General features: G+C 40.6%; 19 protein-coding genes and 1 riboswitch. All 19 genes read left to right on the top strand.

Going from position 1 to position 19192, the window contains the following annotated elements:
• Positions 1–204 precede the first annotated feature (204 nt).
• Entirely contained in the window at positions 205–1239 is a 1035-nt protein-coding gene (locus E1I69_RS14220; protein ID WP_136380245.1) for a TRAP transporter substrate-binding protein, read from the top strand.
• A gap of 15 nt (positions 1240–1254) precedes the next feature.
• Positions 1255–1773, top strand: coding sequence for a TRAP transporter small permease (locus E1I69_RS14215; protein WP_136380244.1), 519 nt, complete (start codon positions 1255–1257; stop codon positions 1771–1773).
• A gap of 45 nt (positions 1774–1818) precedes the next feature.
• Positions 1819–3093, top strand: a complete 1275-nt coding sequence (locus E1I69_RS14210) for a TRAP transporter large permease (protein ID WP_136380243.1) — start codon at positions 1819–1821, stop codon at positions 3091–3093.
• 19 nt (positions 3094–3112) lie between these two features.
• On the top strand, positions 3113–4150 hold the full coding sequence (locus E1I69_RS14205; protein ID WP_136380242.1) for a C-terminal binding protein: 1038 nt from the start codon (positions 3113–3115) through the stop codon (positions 4148–4150).
• Between the two features lie 13 nt (positions 4151–4163).
• Entirely contained in the window at positions 4164–5213 is a 1050-nt protein-coding gene (locus tag E1I69_RS14200; RefSeq protein ID WP_136380241.1) for a TRAP transporter substrate-binding protein, read from the top strand.
• Between the two features lie 28 nt (positions 5214–5241).
• A complete protein-coding gene (locus tag E1I69_RS14195; protein ID WP_136380240.1) occupies positions 5242–6510 on the top strand; it encodes a lactate racemase domain-containing protein in 1269 nt (422 codons plus the stop codon).
• A 74-nt stretch (positions 6511–6584) separates the two neighbouring features.
• On the top strand, positions 6585–7733 hold the full coding sequence (dgoD, locus tag E1I69_RS14190; protein ID WP_136380239.1) for a galactonate dehydratase: 1149 nt from the start codon (positions 6585–6587) through the stop codon (positions 7731–7733).
• 16 nt (positions 7734–7749) lie between these two features.
• Positions 7750–9957, top strand: coding sequence for a dihydroxy-acid dehydratase (locus E1I69_RS14185; RefSeq protein WP_242634602.1), 2208 nt, complete (start codon positions 7750–7752; stop codon positions 9955–9957).
• 30 nt (positions 9958–9987) lie between these two features.
• Positions 9988–10932: a sugar kinase gene (locus E1I69_RS14180; protein WP_136380237.1), complete on the top strand. Its 945-nt coding sequence runs from the start codon at positions 9988–9990 to the stop codon at positions 10930–10932.
• 76 nt (positions 10933–11008) lie between these two features.
• Positions 11009–11782: an IclR family transcriptional regulator gene (locus E1I69_RS14175; RefSeq protein ID WP_136380236.1), complete on the top strand. Its 774-nt coding sequence runs from the start codon at positions 11009–11011 to the stop codon at positions 11780–11782.
• Between the two features lie 130 nt (positions 11783–11912).
• Positions 11913–12812 (top strand): fumarylacetoacetate hydrolase family protein, encoded by a 900-nt coding sequence (locus E1I69_RS14170; protein ID WP_136380235.1) that lies wholly within the window; start codon positions 11913–11915, stop codon positions 12810–12812.
• Positions 12813–12887: 75 nt separating this feature from the next.
• Positions 12888–13796, top strand: coding sequence for a dihydrodipicolinate synthase family protein (locus tag E1I69_RS14165; RefSeq protein WP_136380234.1), 909 nt, complete (start codon positions 12888–12890; stop codon positions 13794–13796).
• 253 nt (positions 13797–14049) lie between these two features.
• A riboswitch (cyclic di-AMP (ydaO/yuaA leader) is annotated at positions 14050–14206 on the top strand.
• A 118-nt stretch (positions 14207–14324) separates the two neighbouring features.
• Positions 14325–15599 (top strand): cation:dicarboxylate symporter family transporter, encoded by a 1275-nt coding sequence (locus tag E1I69_RS14160; protein WP_136380233.1) that lies wholly within the window; start codon positions 14325–14327, stop codon positions 15597–15599.
• Positions 15600–15736: 137 nt separating this feature from the next.
• A complete protein-coding gene (locus tag E1I69_RS14155) occupies positions 15737–15979 on the top strand; it encodes a spore germination protein (protein WP_136380232.1) in 243 nt (80 codons plus the stop codon).
• A gap of 63 nt (positions 15980–16042) precedes the next feature.
• On the top strand, positions 16043–16285 hold the full coding sequence (locus E1I69_RS14150) for a spore germination protein (RefSeq protein WP_136380231.1): 243 nt from the start codon (positions 16043–16045) through the stop codon (positions 16283–16285).
• Positions 16286–16308: 23 nt separating this feature from the next.
• Positions 16309–16818, top strand: a complete 510-nt coding sequence (locus E1I69_RS14145) for an Hsp20/alpha crystallin family protein (RefSeq protein ID WP_136380230.1) — start codon at positions 16309–16311, stop codon at positions 16816–16818.
• Positions 16819–16956: 138 nt separating this feature from the next.
• The gene (locus E1I69_RS14140; protein ID WP_136380229.1) at positions 16957–17433 is read left to right on the top strand and encodes an Hsp20/alpha crystallin family protein; all 477 of its coding nucleotides are present in this window, start codon (positions 16957–16959) and stop codon (positions 17431–17433) included.
• A 49-nt stretch (positions 17434–17482) separates the two neighbouring features.
• The gene (locus E1I69_RS14135) at positions 17483–18238 is read left to right on the top strand and encodes a hypothetical protein (protein WP_136380228.1); all 756 of its coding nucleotides are present in this window, start codon (positions 17483–17485) and stop codon (positions 18236–18238) included.
• Between the two features lie 568 nt (positions 18239–18806).
• Positions 18807–19192 (top strand): transposase (locus tag E1I69_RS14130; RefSeq protein WP_207308552.1); only part of this gene is annotated, 386 nt, incomplete at its 3' end.

Raw genomic sequence — 19192 nt, 5'->3', positions numbered from 1 at the left:
TATTACCATTATGTTAGTTTTATATAGTGGAATGTAGTTTTATATTATAAAACTATTGAAATGTCCACTCAATTTTTCTTCTATATTTCATAACCCATCATTATAATGTAATCATTTGTGAAGGAGGTGCTTATTGAAGTTTTTGGTTATTGAACATTTTGGTATCGCTTACATTTTATCCTGAATAAAAAAGGAGTTGGTAAGATGAATAAAAAATTTTCAACTTTAGGTATTTTTATCCTCATTACATCATTGTTCCTCACCGCTTGTAGCGGTACAGAAAAATCTGATTCTGAACAAGCAACCGGCAACGAATCTCAAAAAACGATTAAAGTCGCCCATTATTTTGCAGAAGATCATCCACAGAATATAGCCCTCAAAGAAAAATTCAAGAAAATTGTTGAAGAAGAATCAAAAGGAAGTCTAAAAGTTCAGCTATTTCCGAATAGTACGCTTGGTGCCGAAAAGGAGTTCTATGACGGAGTACGAAACGGCACGATTGAAATGGGGATTCCTGGTTTAATCATGCAGGCAGATATTCCTAAAATGGCTGTCCCAGAATGGCCTTTCCTCTTTAAAGACTTTGAACACGTAAAATCCGTATTAAATGGTCCGATTGGAGAAGAATTAACGGCCGACCTTGAAAAAGAGCATGGTGTAAAACCGTTGGCTTGGAGTGCAAATGGCTTCAGAATGTTTTCATCAAATACACCGATTAAGAGTCTGGAGGAATTTGATGGTCTTCGCTTAAGGATGCCAAATATACCAAACTACATTACTCTTGGAAAATTGCTTGGAGCAAATATTACGCCTCTACCAATCTCTGAAATATTTACTGCATTAGAACAAAAGGTTGTGGATGGCCAAGACAATCCAATTGCAACCCTGAGAGCATCCGGGTGGTATGAAGTACAGAGTGACGTTTTGGAATCTAAGCATATGTTTAGCCCGAACATCTATATCATTAATAGTCAATTCTGGAACAGTTTGTCCAAAGAACAGCAGCAAATTATCGAAAAAGCCTCAAAGACTGCTGCAGAGTATGAATTTGAATTACTGGAAAAAAGCTATGAAGAAGACAAGAAATTCCTCGAAGAGCATGGTATCCAGTTTACTACTCCATCTGAAGAATTCATAGATGATATGGAAAAAGCTGCCCAACCTTTATACGATGAAATTTATCAAGAATTCGATTGGGCCGAAGAGTTGGTTGAAAAGATCAAAGCTGAAGCCAACTAAAGGAGGGATCTATTCATGCTACAAAAAATTAGTAAGATTTGTATAAAAATTCTCAATGTGAGTATTTCTTTGTCACTGGCCACGATGTCAATTCTAGTCTTTGGGAATGTTATCCTCCGTTACATTTTTAATTCAGGAATTACATGGTCGGAAGAAATGTCTAGATTTCTGTTTGTGTGGCTGGTGTTTCTAGGTGCAATTGCCTGCCTGAAGGATAATATGCATCTTGGTGTCGATGTTGTTGTCAATGCGCTACCGCTTAAATTAAAGAAAATCGCTTTTGTGATTAGTAATTTATTAGTGTTATATATTTTATGGCTATTGCTTGTAGGAAGCTGGAAAATGACGGTGTTAAATATGAACAGTACCGCCCCGGCAACAGGGCTTCCACTTTCATTTCTTTATGGAATAGGCGTTATTACAAGTGTATCAATGGCAATAATTATTATCGCCAGAATGATACAGGCATTTACATCAAAGTCCAATTCACAATTTAGCATCATTTCATCCACCGAAGAAGTTATAAAACAATAAAGCTACTAAAATAGTTGAGTATTAATTTCGAAAGGAGGCAAATATATGGTTGGTGTTTTTCTCGGCTCATTGTTTGGGTCACTTGCACTTGGGGTGCCTATCGCTTTTGCATTAATCATTTGTGGAGTTGCCATTATGTTTACCTTAGATATGATGGATGCGCAAATTGTAGCGCAAAACCTAATTAATGGAGCAAATAATTTTTCACTTATGGCGATCCCATTTTTCGTGCTAGCAGGTGAACTGATGAACGCAGGAGGTATTTCTAAGCGAATTGTTGAATTTGCGATGTCCTTGGTCGGTCATATTAGAGGAGGACTGGGGTATGTAGCCATCATTGCTAGCATTTTGTTTGCTGGTTTGTCCGGTTCAGCAGTGGCCGACACGGCGGCGCTTGGGGCCATCTTAATACCAATGATGATTGCCAGGGGTTACGACGTTAATCGCTCGACAGGATTAATTTGTGCTTCAGGTATTATTGCTCCCGTGATTCCGCCTAGTATTCCAATGATTATCTATGGGGTAACCGCAGGGGTTTCAATCACTCAATTATTTATGGGTGGTATTATTCCAGGGATTATGATGGGACTCGGATTAATCGTTGTCTGGACATTTATTGCTCGGAAAGATAAAAGTGAGCTTCCCAAAAGACAATCATCAAAGGAAATATTTCAAGCTACTATAAAAGCGATTTGGGCACTGTTTCTTCCTGTTATCATCATTGGAGGTTTAAGGGGAGGAATCTTTACACCAACAGAAGCAGCTGTAGTAGCAGCATTCTACGCCTTATTTGTCGGGGCTGTCATTTATCGTGAGTTGCAATTAAAGGATTTACATAATGTCCTTGTTGCTGCAGCAAAGACAACCGCAGTGGTTATGTTCGTAGCAGCGGCTGCTATGGTATCTGCTTGGATGATCACCGTGGCAGATGTTCCTGGACAAATGGCGGCACTTCTTGGCGGTCTGATTGATAATCCTTTAATGTTGCTTTTATTAATTAATTTAATTTTATTGGCGATTGGTCTTGTCATGGATCTTACACCAGCGATCTTAATCTTTACACCGGTATTTCTGCCGCTTGTAAAGCTGGCTGGGATTGATCCTGTGTATTTCGGAATTATTATGGTGATTAACTTGTGTATTGGCTTAATAACTCCTCCAGTTGGAACGGTCTTATATGTCGGCTGTGGAGTCAGTAAGATCAATATCATTGAATTAACAAAAGGGATATGGCCGTTTGTTCTAGTTCATATTATTGTCCTTATTCTTTTGATACTATTTCCTTCTATTATTATGGTTCCGCTTGATTTCTTAACGTAATTTTATTGGAGGTGGAGTTTTGGCTAAGTTCAAAGTAGTGGTAACAGACTGGGAGTTTGAAGATCTTCGATTTGAGGAGGCGGTGTTATACCAATCGCCGGAAATCGAAGTAATCGCAGCCCAATGCCGTACGGAAGCTGAAGTCATTCATGCTTGCCATGATGCAGACGGTATTATCAATCAGTATGCACCACTAAGCAGACAAGTGATTGAATCGTTAACAAACTGTCAGGTGATCACACGTTATGGAGTTGGAGTAAATACGATTGACTTGGAAGCGGCTACAGAAAGAGGAATCTGTGTAGCGAATGTGCCTGATTACTGTATGGATGAAGTTTCCGATCATGCCTTAGCCTTGATTTTATCATGGGTACGGAAAGTGGTGGTTGCCAATCAACAGGTAAAAAACGGGAATTGGGATTTTAAGGTGACACGACCGATTCATCGGTTGCGTAATCAAACACTGGGTCTTGTTGGTTTTGGCAGGATTCCTCAATCACTTGCCGAGAAAGCAAAGCCACTTGGCTTTACCATCATCGCTTCGGATCCTTATTTTCCAGTAGCAGAGGCAAAGAGAAAGGGTGTTACCCTCGTCTCTCTTGAAACGCTTGTGGAAGAGTCGGATATCATTTCTGTCCATGCTCCGCTGACTCCAGCTACAAAAGGGATGCTTGGAAAAGAACAATTTGCGAGGATGAAAAAGAAACCATTGATTATTAATACATCAAGAGGTCCTGTTATCGATGAAAGTGCTCTAGTTGAGGCTCTTGAGCGAGGACAGGTAGCGGGAGCAGCTTTAGACGTAGTTGAAGAAGAGCCGATTGCTGCACAGCACCCGTTTCTTTCGATGAATCAAGTGATCTTAACACCACATGTTGCCTGGTATTCGGAAGAAGCAGAGGCGGAAATGAGGACAAAGGCAGCGGTGGGGATCATGGATGTACTGATTGAAAAGAAGTACCCGAAATACCTGGTTAATTTAGAAGTAAAGAATGATAAGGATTTGAGGGAACAAGTAGGTCAAGTGACCATTCCAAATAGTAAAGGAACGAGATAAGGGGGAAGTGTAAATGAAAAGTTGGCTAAAAAAATTGGGTGTTGGAATTATTATTCCAGGAATGTTACTGCTTAGTGCATGTGGTTCTGCGTCAACCGGAAATAATGATGGAGGAAAAAAGGCTGACGGGATTCAAGAGAGAACAATAAAAGCGGGAATTGGGCTTAACGAAGACCATCCAGAAGGTCTAGGATTAAAAAAATTTAGTGAAATTGTGGCTGAAAAGAGCGGTGGGAAATTAACAGTAAAGCCATTTTACAGCGCGACACTTGGTGACGACCAAAAAATGACTGAGGCCTTACAGGGAGGACTTCAGGAGATTACCATTCCTTCCACATCACCGTTAGTAGGAATGATTAAGGAATTTGGAATATTTGATTTCCCATTCCTGTTTAATACGCCTGAAGAGGCTGATGCGGTCCTTGACGGTCCAGTTGGTCAAAAATTACTGGAAAAACTCCCAGAACACGGGCTCATTGGACTGGGCTACTGGGAAAATGGGTTCCGCCAATTGACAAACAGTAAACATCCTGTTGAAAAGGCGGAAGATTTCCAAGGGCTTAAGATCAGAACCATGCAAAATGAAGTCCATCTTGATGCATTTAAAGAGCTTGGGGCAAATCCAACACCAATGGCTTTTTCAGAAGTGTTCACAGCACTTGAGAGTAAAACAGTAGATGGTCAGGAAAATCCGCTTGCAACCATTAAGTCGAATAAATTTAATGAGGTTCAGGATTATTTAAGTTTGACTGGGCATGTATATACGCCATTTGTATTTCTGGTTAGTAAGAAATTCTGGGATGGTCTCTCCGAGGAAGAGCAAACCATTTTACAAGATGCAGCAGTTGAAGCAGGCAAGTATCAGCGTCAGATAAGCCGTGAAGAAGATGCCAAAGCGATTGAAGAAATAAAGGAATCAGGAACAAAGGTTAACGAAGTATCTGCCGAAGAAAAGCAAAAAATGAAAGAGGTCATTCAGCCTATTATTGATGACTACTCCGAAAAGTTTGGTCAGGACTTAGTGGACGAGATGATGAAGGAAATTGAAAAAGTACGCAAATAGGAAAGAGATTCCCGGGAGATGAGAGAACATGGAAATCATAAAAGAACTCCTGCGTGACATAAAGATTCCACAAATGATAAAGATAAGGCAAACATTTCATGCTCCAGAAGTTGAGAATGTAAAAAAGGCCGTTCATGAAGCGATTCAAACGGCCGGGGTACTTAATAGAGTCGAATCTGGAGACAGAGTGGCCATCGCTGTTGGTTCAAGGGGCGTCGCTAAATTGCCGGAACTGGTTAGGGAGACTGTGAATGCTGTGAAAAGTGTTGGAGGACATCCTTTCATCGTACCAGCGATGGGGAGCCATGGAGGAGCAACTGCTGCTGGGCAAGTGGATGTTCTCGAGCAGTTAGGGGTAACAGAAGATGCAATTGGCGCCCCCATTTTAGCTACAATGGAGGTTGTAGAAATTGGAAGGCTACCAAACGGTCTTCCAATTTATATGGATCATCATGCTTACAAGGCAGATAAAATCATCGTGATCAACAGAATTAAACCACATACCGCTTTTCGTGGACCAGTAGAAAGTGGACTAATGAAAATGATTACCATTGGTCTTGGAAAGCAAAAAGGGGCAGAAGCTGCCCATGCCTTCAGCTTCAAATACATGGCTGAGCATGTGGTGGAGATGGCGAAAATAGCTATTGAGCGTACACCAATCATTTTTGGTCTCGGGTCGATAGAAAATGCTTATGATCTACCTGCTAAGATTGTTGCAATTCCGGCAGAAGAGATCATCCATCGTGAACCGGAACTCTTGAAGGAAGCAAAATCATTAATGCCAAGAATCATGTTTGATCCAATCGATGTACTTGTTGTGGATGAACTGGGGAAGGACATTTCGGGAGACGGAATGGATCCGAATATAACTGGACGATATGCTACGCCATATGCTAGTGGCGGTCCTCAGGTAACTAGAATTGCAGTATTGGGATTAACAGAGAAAACTCATGGGAATGCAAATGGAATCGGGATGGCCGATGTTTCTACCCAGAAGGTGATGGATCAAACCATTTTGGAAAAAGGATATGCCAATGCATTAACAAGTACAGTCACACAGGTCGTCAAGCTACCGATGATTTTAGAAAATGAGGAATTGGCAGTAAAAGCAGCGATTAAAACCTGCAATGCGTTTGATTTAAGCAAAGTAAGGATCGTCCGGATCAAAAACACATTGGAAATCCAGGAGATATGGATATCCGAATCGATGTTGGAGGAAGCGAGAAGCATAGATGCTATTGAAATAGTATCTGATCCAGCCCCGATGGATTTGTCGAGTTCGAACGTTCGTATTTAAGCAGTTTAATAGAAAAACAATTTCTTTAAAGGCCAAGGATGTTTACCTAAGTAGTTTAGTAGGGAGGGATTTTTATAAAAATCACAGCATTGACACTTTATAAAGTGCCTCCCCGTTGGCTATTCCTGAAGATTGACACGGACGAAGGGATTTCAGGATGGGGAGAACCAATTGTGGAAGGGCGAGCAGATACAGTAAGAGCTTGTGTGCAAGAAATCAGCGACTATCTTGTCGGAAAAGACCCCTTAATGATTGAGGACCACTGGCAGGTGCTTTATAGAGGGGGATTTTACAGAGGCGGTCCGATTTTAATGAGCGCCATTTCCGGAATTGAACAGGCGCTCTGGGATATTAAAGGGAAGTACTATCAAATTCCGGTATACGAAATGCTTGGTGGAAAGGCACGGGAAAAAATAAGGGTCTATTCCTGGATTGGTGGAGACCGGCCGACGGATGTGGCAAAAGCAGCCATGGAAAAGGCGGATGCTGGTTTTACAGCAGTCAAAATGAATGCAACAGAGGAAATGGATTATATAGATACTCATTCAAAGGTGGAGGCGGCCGTTCAACGTATCGCTGCCGTAAGAGAAGCGGTGGGTAAAGAGTTTGGAATCGCACTTGACTTTCATGGCAGGGTTCATAAGAGCATGGCAAAAATTCTCGTAAAGGAATTAGAACCTTTCCGCCCGATGTTTATCGAGGAACCGGTTTTACCGGAAAACAATGAGGCTTTAAGAGAAATAGCCCGACATACTGTCTGCCCAATTGCTACAGGTGAACGTCAATATAGCCGTTGGGGCTTTAAACAGCTACTAATAGATGGGTATGTGGATATTATTCAGCCGGACCTTTCCCATGCCGGTGGAATCCTAGAATGTAAAAAGATTGCGGCTATGGCGGAGGCTTTTGACGTTTCAGTTGCTCCGCACTGTCCACTTGGTCCAATTGCACTAGCCTCCTCTTTCCAACTGGATGCTTGTACACCAAATGTGGTGATTCAAGAACAAAGTCTAGGTATTCATTACAATCAAGGCAGTGATTTGCTTGACTATTTAACAGATCCATCCGTGTTCAAATATACAAATGGATTTGTCGAGATTCCTGAAGGACCAGGATTGGGTATTGAAGTGGATGAAAACACCGTTCTTGCTGCAGCTGAAAAGGGTCATGATTGGAAAAATCCAATTTGGCGAAACGAAGATGGCAGTGTAGCCGAATGGTAAAAAGGAGGTAGAATTGATGACAGTGAAATTCCCTCATATTGAGAATATAGTTAACCCATATCGGGATAATGTTCAAGGTAAAGCAAATGAACCAATTTGCGTCGCGGGATTGTTGGACCGGTCTAAACAAATCCTCCAAACAGAATTGAAAGGGTACCGGCCCGATTGGTCGTTAGAAGAGATTTATGACCGGCTTCATCATAATGCGCCAAGGATCGCGATAATTGGTGGTTCACAGGATCATCCAGCCCATATCATGGACTTCCAAACGATTGCAAGGGCAGCCATCCGGATTTGGCAAAACGGAGGAGTCCCTTTTCAATTCGCAACTCCTGTCATGTGTGATGGCACCGCCCAGAATAACCAGGGCATGAGCTATTCCTTGCAAAGCCGGAATGCAGTTGCACAAATGGTTGTGAACCAGCTAGAAGCGCACAGCTATCACGGGGCATTTGTGATTCAGGGCTGTGACAAACAGCCTCTTGGTGTCGTAAGTGCCTTGGCACATTTAGACCGAGTTCGCAAATTTCGAAATGAAGCACCGTTTTTTGCTACTTTTGCCCCTGCCCATGTTCTAAAGGGAGGAACGATTCCAAGTGCGCTGTTTTCCGAGCTTGAAGAAGTAGCACTCCTCGCAGATGCGAAAGGGGCCGAGGATATTGCCTTTGACCTGCGTGACGCTCTTTCGTACATTTTACAATGCTCCTCAAATACAGCATTTCAAGGCGTACTTGAGCGCGCGCGGGAGCGGGGCATCATCACGAAAAGTCAGCACGAGCTTTACGAAAAGAAATTGGCTGTTGCGACTTGTGACGGACAGGGTGGTGTCTGTGCCTTTAACGGGACAGGAAATAGCTCTCGCCACCTGGTAGCGGGTATGGGGCTCGTACATCCTGCAGTTGAGCAACTGACAGCTCCGCCAACACAGGTAGAGGTCAATAAAGCAGTCGATTCACTAGCAGGTATGATAAATAATCCAGCTTTTGGAACTTCTAGCATTATGGCTGCCAATATTAGAAATGCGATTAGGATCCACAGTGCATCAGGGGGCTCCACCAATTTGATGATGCACATCGTTGCTGCGATGATGTACGGCGGTTATAAATTTAATCTGTGGGATTATGACCAAATCCATCATGAGGTCCCGATTCCAGATTTGTTTAACTATAGCCTGACTGAGGGCAGGGACATTTTTGCACTTGCAATGCAATGCTGCAGTGGTCAGATTAAAGGGATGGAGACACTCATCTATGAGTTGATTGAAAATGGTGTACCAATGGATATAGATGCACCGACAGTGACCGGAACAACCTGGAGAGAGCGGCTCTCGAAAAAACAAGGTTTACCGGCAACTGGAGTAAAGGATAATCCTATTATTCTTTCAAAACCGAGAAGGTCATTCAGCGGAGTGGACGTGTTAACAGGGAACTTTTTTGAAAGTGCCGTGGTAAAGATTAGCGGAATGACAACAGCACAACTCGATAATTTTGATCAAAAGGCATCATTTGTCCTTTTTTATGATAATGAACATAGTGCCAATGAAGGATTGTTGGAAGAAAATTTATTAGAAAAAGTAAAGCAGAATAGAAGTTTTAATTATTTAACGATGAAAGCAATGCTCAAACACAATGCACCGGAATTGTTTAAGGACGGCACGAATTTGGAGTATGATGAGCTATTTGACTTTATGGTTGCCGAAGGTGCATTGAAAATTTCTGTAATTGTGTCTGGGCAGGGACCGGAAGCATTCGGTATGCCAGAAATGTTTACTCCAATGCAGCATATAAATGCGAATCGAAAGCTGAAAAGAGTAGCAACGTTAATCAGTGATGGGCGTTATTCTGGAGTAACCTATGGTGCTGCAATCGGGCACATGACACCAGAAGCGAAGAATGGTGGAGGAATTCTTTATCTAAAGACTGGGGATGTGCTTTATCTTCAGCTTCGTAACAAAAGAATCGATTATTTAGATGAAGACGAATTCCAAAATGGAAACCTGGTGTTTCAGTTTGATCCTGCTAAAGAGGCTAGGAAAGAGCTGGGTGAAACAAGACTAAAAACAATTCGTCAGCGCCAGCGTCTTGTCGCTGCAAGCAATCGGATGGCGGGACATACGGATGCAGCCAATGGTGTTGTTCCGTTCGAGGTGGCAGAAGATGCTATATATGACTATAAGAAGGATTTGGCTGCTTACTCAACCAATCTTTCAGAAAACACACATTGAATTCAATTGGGAGAATAGGGGGGCTAACGAATGGATGTCATTACATTTGGTGAAACAATGGTTTTGTTTACACCAATAACACCTGGCCCCTTACGGTTTACCAGCAGTTTTCAAAAGACAATTGGGGGAGCAGAATCGAATGTCGCAATCGCTCTTTCAAGACTCGGTCATCGAGTTGGATGGACCGGAAGACTTGGAAAGGATGAGTTTGGCATTTACATTCGCAACTTTATTAGAGGCGAAGGCGTTGATACCTCGGGTGTCATTTTTGATGAAAATAACCCTACTGCTGTATTTTTTAAGGAAATGCGGCCGATGCAAGAACCGAATATTTTATATTACCGGAATGGCTCTGCTGCCAGCAGGATGGTTCCAGAAGATTTAAATGAAGAGCAGATAAAAACGGCGTCGTTCCTTCATTTAACAGGCATTACTCCTGCATTAAGCCCTTCTTGCCGGGAAACCGTCATGCATGCCATTTCATTGGCGAAAAAGAATGGAGTGAAGGTAGTTTTTGACCCAAATATCCGTCTGAAGCTCTGGAACAAAGAACAAGCAAGCGGAGTATTGAACGTCATCGCAGCCCAATCTGATATCGTTCTTCCTGGTCTGGAAGAAGGTACGATATTAACGGGAAAGAAACAACCAGCGGACATTGCCGCCTGTTTTTTGGAAAAAGGTGTGGAAGCAGTTGTGGTAAAGTTAGGTGATAAAGGTGCTTATTATGCAACGAAAGCAGCCCAAGGATTTGTTCCTGGTTATACCGTAACTCGAATCATAGATCCGATCGGTGCAGGAGATGGGTTTGCTGCTGGCTTTCTGTCTGGACTATTAAGAGGATGGTCACTAGAAGAAGCGGTGCGCCTTGGAAATAGGGTAGGAGCCTTTGCCCTGACTACTGCAGGAGATGTGGAAGGGTACCCGTATTGGTCTCAAATTTGTCAGGATAGAAGAGATACGGAAGTGCTTCGATAACACAGAATTCATATTCCTAATCTACTTTAATATGGTAAAATGTATTCATATATAGGACTTTAGAAGGGTGAGAATAATGCTTATCATTCAATCAGTAGATCGTGCACTCCGTATCCTCGATTTATTCGATGAATACGAACAGGAAATGAAAATCACTGAAATTAGTGAAAAAATGCAACTCCATAAAAGTACAGTACACTCTTTATTACAGACATTAAGGCAAAGAGGATATATTGAGCAAAATCCTGAAAATGGTAAATACCGACTTGGAATGAAACTATTCGAGCGTGGTAATGTTGTCATTCGAAGACTCGACCTTCGCACGATTGCCAAGAAGTATTTAATTGAGTTGTCGGTAAAGTCGGGAAATACAGTCCATCTTGTTATTCGTGATGGCAAAGAAGGAATTTATATTGATAAGGTGGAAGGTCCCTCCGCAACAGTACTGTACTCAAGAATTGGTAGAAGAATACCGTTGCACAGCAGTGCAGTCGGAAAATCGCTTATTGCAAATAAATCTAGTAATGAACTTCAAGAAATCCTTAAAGACTATGAATACGTTCAGCAGACTCCTAATACAATCACCGATGAAACACTTTTTTTGGCTGAACTTGAAAACGTAAGGGAAAACGGCTATTCAATGGATAAAGAAGAAAATGAACCAGGCATCACCTGCGTTGCAGTTCCGATCTGGGATCATTCTGGAACAGTTGTAGCCGCAATGAGTATGTCCCAGCATTCTGCAAGTATCGACCAAGAAAAACTTCAGAGGACAGTTGAGATGCTAAAAGAAGCTGCGATGAAAATATCTAGAGAATTAGGATACGAAATGCATTTACCGATCAAATAGCGTCGAGGATTTTTATGACCTACAACATAAAAATCCTTGGCCCTTATTTAATATGTTGCATGGTGAAGTGGAGTCATTTTTGTTTAAATAACAAAACTGAGTTTTATATTATAAAACAGGAGGGGTTTACATGAGAATCATTCGTTTTGTAAATAATCATTCAGCTGTTGTGCTTGGTGCGTTAACAGATCAAGGAGACATTTATTCTTTGCCTCATTCGGATTTCATGGAATTGGTGAATCAAGCGGAATCTACTGGGGTTACAGCCCTTAAACTGGTTGAAAACTCTATAGCCGGGACGGATCCGATTAGAGAGAGACTAGACGAATTAGAATTACTAGTTCCGATTGTTGCCCCAGAGGTATGGGCTTCTGGAGTGACCTATGAGAAAAGTAGGGATGCAAGAAACTATGAAACTACAAATGGAAAAAACGACGAACATACCTGTTATGATAAAGTCTATGATGCTGAGCGGCCTGAGTTATTTTTAAAATCAACTGCAGCTAGAACCATTGGGCCGAATACTCCCGTTTACTTACGAAATGACTCCAACTGGCAAATTCCCGAGCCTGAGGTTGGGATTGTTATTACAAAAGAGGGGCGGATTGTTGGCTATACAATCGGCAATGATATGAGTTGCCGGGACATCGAGGGAGAGAACCCCCTTTATTTACCACAAGCTAAGATATGGAAACATTCATGTGCGATTGGACCAGCTATTCGCCTTGCAGAAACGGTAGAAGACCCGTATGATTTTCAGCTTACCTGCCGAATTTTCAGAGATGACCAACTAGTCGTAGAGGGGACTGCCAATACAGCTCAGTTAAAACGACGATTTGAAGAATTAGTCTCATTCTTAATTCGAGACAATGAAATTTTTGAGGGTACAGTTCTGTTAACAGGCACCTCGATTGTTCCGCCGAACGAATTTACACTTAAGGAGAACGACTATATTGAAATTGAGATTTCCTCCATTGGAGTATTGGCAAATCCCGTAAAAGTTCAAGTGCCTAGTGAGAAAGTTATGTAACCGGATTCTCGCTCACCTCCAACGTGTGTGGAGGAGAGTTTTACAATGATAATTTCGGAAAAGGATGATGAATAAGTGGAACAAGAATCAGGCAAGTTTCATGGAATAATCTCTCCGGTTGTCACGTTATTTAATGAGGATGGAGATTTTGAATGGGAAGCAAACAAACAGGTAACAGATTTTCTCATTAATAAAGGGGTACACGGGATCTTATATATGGGTAGTACTGGAGAATTTTCTTCTATATCCATTGAGATGCGTAAGAAATTCATTGCTGAAATGATTCCGTATGTGAATAATCGGGTACCCGTTCTGATTGGTACAGGAACATCTTCTTTAGCGGATACAATCGAATTGTCACGTCATGCCCAAGAATGCGGTGCCGACGGGGTGCTTGTCGTAAGTCCGTACTATTGGAAATTTACAGAAGATCAACTTTATGATTATTTTACTGCGGTGTCCGAAAGTGTTGATATTTCTGTGTTAATTTATAATATTCCGATGTTAACAGGTCAGAGTCTGTCACCACAACTCATTGCAAGACTTGCTGAAAGCTGTGAGAATATTGTGGGTATTAAAGACACGATTGATAGCCTTGGGCATATTAGAAACCTTATTCTTGAGACAAAAAAGAAAAGAGAAGATTTTGCTGTTTTCGCAGCTTTTGATGATTTAATCCTGCCAGCGTTACAAATTGGAGCAGCAGGATCGATTAATGGAACCTCCGTGTTTGCTCCCGAACAATCTGTTAACCTATATAATTGTTTTAAATCTGGGAAATTACAAGAGGCGCTTACTTATCATCAAAAGATAAATTCCCTTATGTCCATTTATGAACTTAGCGAACCGCTTTTCCTAGCAATCAAAGAAACGGTAAACCAAACAATTCTTGGTTACAAAACAGCCAATCTTCCACCTGCGTTGGCAGAGGAAACGACATTAAACCAAAAGGTAGCAACATTTATAAATACATATCTAAAGTGATGCACAAGAACCGCAGGAATTTATTTGCTAGCAAAATTAAATAAGTAGCGTTCCGCTAGGTGGGGAGCAGTCTTTATAATATGTAGAGACTGCTCCCTTTTTTATATTGCGCATAAATTATTAAAGAATAATGTGCTTGCGCGAAGGTTTAAACGAAAATAGTTTGCAAAATGTTATGTGGAAGGTAGGAATCACTTTTACTGGAAATAATCAATAGTTTACTAATATAGTATTTTAATGATAAAATTCTATTAGTTCATATGTGCTTAATCTTATTTTTAAGAGCGGGGGACCCAATGATTTACACGGAGGATATTTCCGTTATAGGTGAATTCTGATAAAGAAGGGGCTCAGTGTTTCCGATAGTCCTAACCTGAAAGCTAACCTCGTAAGCAATTTAGTGGAAACGAGAACGATAGATCGTAAGTCGGCATTTGCCGTTTTTTTTGTGAGAATTATCGTATTCATTTGTTTCCCTTGCCTAAGCAATACAGCTTTCTAAAAAACATCAAGAGGGTGAGGTAATTTATGAAAAAGTTTAAATTAAGTTTAGCTACTCAAATTTTTATCGGACTTGTCTTAGGGATTATCGTCGGTGGGATTTTCTATGGAAGTGCAACAGCACAGAGTGTCTTACAGCCGTTCGGTGATCTTTTTATCCGTTTAATTAAAATGATTGTCGTGCCAATTGTCCTTTCTAGTATCATTGTTGCGATTGCTGGTGTCGGTGATTTAAAATCGGTTGGGAAGTTAGGCGCTAAGTCTCTTACTTATTTTATAGGGATGACATTAGTCGCGATCGCGGTCGGTCTAATTGCTGCCAATGTTTTTCAGCCTGGTGCTGGTCTAAATATGGACAAGCTAGAGCAAAGTGATATTTCTGGTTATGTTCACACCTCAGAGGAACAAGAAGGCAAATCGATTACCGATACGCTGCTTCATATTGTCCCTACAAATCCAATTCAAGCGATGGTTGAAGGCGACATGCTTGCGATTATTTTCTTTGCCGTCGTATTCGGCCTAGGAATTGCTGCGATTGGTGAAAAAGGAAAACCGGTTTTACGTTTCTTTGAAGGTATGGCAAATGCCATGTTTTATGTAACGAACTTATTTATGAAGTATGCCCCAATCGGTGTATTTGCATTAATCGGGGTAACGATTTCAAAATACGGTTTTTCATCCCTGATTCCATTAGGTAAGCTAGCCCTTACCGTTTATGGAACGATGATTTTCTTTGTGATTGTTGTTTTAGGCTTACTTGCCAAGTTCGTTGGGTTCAGTATTTTTAAATTACTGAAGTTGATCAAGGAAGAGTTAATTTTAGCCTTTTCAACAGCAAGCTCCGAAACCGTCCTTCCGAAAATTATGGACAAAATGGAGAAAGCAGGAAGTCCAAAGCATATTGCGACTTTCGTTATTCCAACAGGTTATTCCTTTAATCTGGATGGATCTGTTTTATACCAAGCGATAGCGTCTTTATTTATTGCTCAAATGTACGGAATTGACTTAAGCATTGGTCACCAAATTACGCTTATGTTAGTGTTAATGGTAACATCTAAAGGAATGGCTGGAGTACCTGGAGTTTCCTTTGTTGTTCTATTAGCGACATTTAGTACAATTGGTTTACCTGCTGAAGGCTTAGCATTTATTGCGGGTATTGACCGTATTCTAGATATGGGACGTACTGCAGTTAACGTCGTAGGAAACTCATTAGCAGCTCTCGTAGTGGCGAAATGGGAAGGGAAATTTAATCCTCCTGTTGAAGTTGAAACCTTAAGAGAAGCAGAAGCTTCAGCTTTATAAAAATACGGGTAAGCACATTTCTAGTTTATGGAAATGTGCTTATTTTTTTTCGTCAAAAGCAACAACTTCAAATTAGGGATAACAGCCTGCATGCCTATTGCATAAGATATAAGAACATGAAGGGGGAGGTAATCAATATGCCAACTCATATCAATATTTATAGCATGAAAGTCAATAGCATTTCAAATAACGGTTCAGTGAATATTGGTGAATCCTTTCATAATGCCCACACAGCGAATTCGAAGTCCCAAGGGGAAAATTCATCCTATGGAGATCTTTCACCAACTACAGCAGGAATGGAGAATGTGTTTATTGATCCGGATCTAAATGATCAAGGCGATATCGGAACCCCAGCGGTTGTAAATGCCACTCAGGATTAATTACAGTTATAGACCAAGTCGATTTTAGTACAGAAAAAAGTCAGAGAGAAAGGAATAAATAAAATGCCCTATATGATTAATGTCTTTAATATAAAGACGAATAATATGAGCCAAAACGCGAATTTTGATATTGGTGGTACGGTTCATAACAGCCACACGGCCAATTCGAAAAATGTAGGATTAAGCTTTTCGTTGGGTGATTTATCACCAAATTCATCTGTGATTGCAGAAGGTTATTTAGATACAGATATAACGGATCAAGATCAAATCTTCAACCCATCGTTGCCTGTTTCAAATCAATTTTAGCTTGAGTATAAGGAGGTTATCATATGTTCCCCTTTCAATCCCTCTTCCCATTCAAGGATATTATGCAGCAGTTGATGAAGCAGTCAGGAGAATCTTCGAGCATTGAAAAATTTGTTCAAGAATCCATTTCGAAATCAATGTCAACTTCTATGGACTACTTTCAAAAAAATGCTTCTGTTTTAAACCGTGCGTTTCATGAGAACCAAGTGAGTGAAGATGGAGAGATTACATTACCCGTACAAGCGAATTCAAGTGAACTAACTCCTTCGATATTTGATTCTCTTGATCACGTGTATGTGAAGTTTAGAATAAAGGATCCGTCAAAATTATCGAACTTAAAAATTTTTCATACATCTAACCAAATCATCATTGAGGGGTACCCGTATGAAGAAAGTTATCATGTGTTCGCCCTGCCTGAGATTGTCAAGAAAAAAGGAGCTATTACCACCTATAAAGATGAATATCTTCAAATTAAACTACCTAAGGCAACCGATATGCAATATACGCAAATAGACGTCCCTCCCGTTGAATGAACAGATGGGCGTCTGGTTCCTTAGATAATTAAGGAGCTGTAACGAATTCGCAGGAATGAAACGCCAATCGAACAATATGATTAGTAGTAGAAGGCGATACCTAATTAGCATGTCAAACAGTTGACGAGGGGGGGAAGCATGGTGGATTTTGAAAAGCTCAAGCAGTGGATGGAGGTTGCCCAGAAATACCAAGCGGGTGATTTTTGGAACCAAGTATTCGATAAGGAATCGGCAAGGAAATTTATGCAGGACATGAAGGCAGAACAAAGTGAAGATCAAGTAGGTCGTCCTGCAGAATCAATGGAATATCCTCCAGTAGATATCTTCATGCTAGACTCTCAAATTGTCATCTTAATCGAAATCCCCGGGATTGATAAAAGAGACATTCAGTTAAAAGTCATTGGATCCAAACTAACCATAAAAGGAATTTCAAGATTGCCATTTAAACCAGAAACAGCCTTGAAAAACGAGCGAGTATATGGTGAATTTGAGCGCACGATTGAGCTTCCAGAACCAACAGATGGCAATCCGATACGAGCAAGGTTTAATCATGGACTTCTCGTAATTACCTATCATAAAAAAATAGAGCCAGAGGAGTTTGTCATAATCGAATAGATGCTCATCTTAAAATAAATTGACGGAAAAAAGTGTGGTGATGATAAAAATGCCCTTTAAAAGAAATGGTCATAAAGAAAATGATCGGGACGCTTTAGTAAAGAGGATCACGAAGCTTGAAGTGGAGTTTAAAAGAATCAATACGCTTGAAGTGACAATGAAGCGATTTTTGAAAATGGAAAGCCACTTACTTGCCATTTCCACTATGAATGCATTAGAAGAATCAGCAGTCAAGGGGAAGAAGGAAAAGCAATATCCTAGCATTCCTGATGATTTTGAAGCGAAAATCAACGCCACTGTAGAAAAAAGAATGAGGGCTCAGTGGTTTCACGAAATGGACAAACTAAAGGAACAGTTACATGTCCTTACCCAAAACATGACTAGCCTAAAAGAGCGGATCCAGCAATGTGAATCTGAAAATAAACAGATTTTTGAGGAGTTTCAGGAAATCAAGAAAGCATTGGGTAGTCAAACGCAATCAACCCATCTCCCCATTGTTTACCAGGATATAAAGGTTGAACGAATGCTGATTGATAAATATGAACTGAATAATAATATCGCACACCTTGGAGTAAGGGATTTAAGTGGGAGCTTAAATGTTGGAGCTACATATGGAACGGGAATCATCCCATCAGACTTAGCGGAGGACTTTTTATCGACCATGAATGATTTTAAAAAAGGAAAAAAAGGTGAACAGAAGGGTGATGAGCAGACGGAACAGGCTGACACACATGAAGATAAAAGCGGTGGAATGAAAGTTGACATGAACGAGAAAGGGACTGAAATTTTTATAGAAGAAGATTAGATTTACTTTAACAGGAGACCTGGGGAGTTCCTAACGGGTTCCGCTTCAGGGTGCAAAACAGTAAATCACAATACATTTTTTAGCGTGAATTCACATACGAATTCACGCTTTAATTTTCTTATTATAGTTAACGATTAATGCAAGTTTTTATAAAAAAATAATTAAAACCACATCCGTTTTTTGGAGGTGTGACAATACTTGTTGTACATGGAATGTGCTTGTGAAAATAGGTGTGATATGTCGGTGAATTGCTGTTCGGTGCGAAGTTGAAGATGCAACAGCGTGTTTAAAATCTAATAGTAAAGGAGTTACGCGACTTCGGACACAACTGAGCTGTTTTGGCTTTCCCTTGTCAGAAGATGTCTCAACTTCGGACACAACCAAGCTGTTTTGGCTTTCCCTTGTCAGAAGATGTCTCGACTTCAGACACAACTGAGCTGTTTTGGCTTTCCTTTGTCAGAAGATGTGATTAAGTCCGTATAATTGTGTAAAAAGAAAATGAGTCATTTTATTCCTTTTTGTCAACAATGTTTAACGACCAAGAAAAACATAGAAAAGAGGAATAAAAATGACTCAAATACAGTTTAACCTAGATATTGATGTTTTAAAAGAATCAGTAATGAATTCTGATATTGACTCTGTTATTAAAGCTTCGATTGTTCTTGTTTTAAATTCTGTGATGGAGAAAGAACGTGACGAATATCTACAAGTTGGAGCTTATGAACGTTCTACTGACCGAATTGATTCTCGTAATGGATACTATGAGCGTGAGCTCATTATGAGTATTGGTAGGGTGAATCTGAGGGTTCCTCGTACTCGCAATGGGGGATTTTCACCTTCCTTGTTTGAAAAATATGCACGTTGTGATCAAGCATTTGTACTTTCAATGCTAGAAATGGTTGTAAACGGTGTGTCTACTCGAAAAGTCAAAAATATTGTTCAACAATTATGTGG

The sequence above is a fragment of the Bacillus timonensis genome (assembly GCF_004799755.1).
Lineage (GTDB): Bacteria > Bacillota > Bacilli > Bacillales > Bacillaceae_L > Ferdinandcohnia > Ferdinandcohnia timonensis_A.
The sequence above is the reverse complement of the archived record's forward strand: the minus strand, read 5'-3'. Positions and strand labels throughout refer to the sequence as shown.

Bases quoted from the DNA above. Each gene is read 5' to 3' on its own strand.
- E1I69_RS14200 (WP_136380241.1), top strand. From the start codon at position 4,164: ATGAAAAGTTGGCTAAAAAAATTGGGTGTTGGAATTATTATTCCAGGA.
- E1I69_RS14155 (WP_136380232.1), top strand. From the start codon at position 15,737: ATGCCAACTCATATCAATATTTATAGCATGAAAGTCAATAGCATTTCA.
- E1I69_RS14215 (WP_136380244.1), top strand. From the start codon at position 1,255: ATGCTACAAAAAATTAGTAAGATTTGTATAAAAATTCTCAATGTGAGT.
- E1I69_RS14150 (WP_136380231.1), top strand. From the start codon at position 16,043: ATGCCCTATATGATTAATGTCTTTAATATAAAGACGAATAATATGAGC.
- E1I69_RS14135 (WP_136380228.1), top strand. From the start codon at position 17,483: ATGCCCTTTAAAAGAAATGGTCATAAAGAAAATGATCGGGACGCTTTA.
- E1I69_RS14195 (WP_136380240.1), top strand. From the start codon at position 5,242: ATGGAAATCATAAAAGAACTCCTGCGTGACATAAAGATTCCACAAATG.
- E1I69_RS14210 (WP_136380243.1), top strand. From the start codon at position 1,819: ATGGTTGGTGTTTTTCTCGGCTCATTGTTTGGGTCACTTGCACTTGGG.
- E1I69_RS14170 (WP_136380235.1), top strand. From the start codon at position 11,913: ATGAGAATCATTCGTTTTGTAAATAATCATTCAGCTGTTGTGCTTGGT.
- E1I69_RS14220 (WP_136380245.1), top strand. From the start codon at position 205: ATGAATAAAAAATTTTCAACTTTAGGTATTTTTATCCTCATTACATCA.
- E1I69_RS14140 (WP_136380229.1), top strand. From the start codon at position 16,957: ATGGTGGATTTTGAAAAGCTCAAGCAGTGGATGGAGGTTGCCCAGAAA.
- E1I69_RS14160 (WP_136380233.1), top strand. From the start codon at position 14,325: ATGAAAAAGTTTAAATTAAGTTTAGCTACTCAAATTTTTATCGGACTT.
- E1I69_RS14185 (WP_242634602.1), top strand. From the start codon at position 7,750: ATGACAGTGAAATTCCCTCATATTGAGAATATAGTTAACCCATATCGG.
- E1I69_RS14175 (WP_136380236.1), top strand. From the start codon at position 11,009: ATGCTTATCATTCAATCAGTAGATCGTGCACTCCGTATCCTCGATTTA.
- E1I69_RS14180 (WP_136380237.1), top strand. From the start codon at position 9,988: ATGGATGTCATTACATTTGGTGAAACAATGGTTTTGTTTACACCAATA.
- E1I69_RS14145 (WP_136380230.1), top strand. From the start codon at position 16,309: ATGTTCCCCTTTCAATCCCTCTTCCCATTCAAGGATATTATGCAGCAG.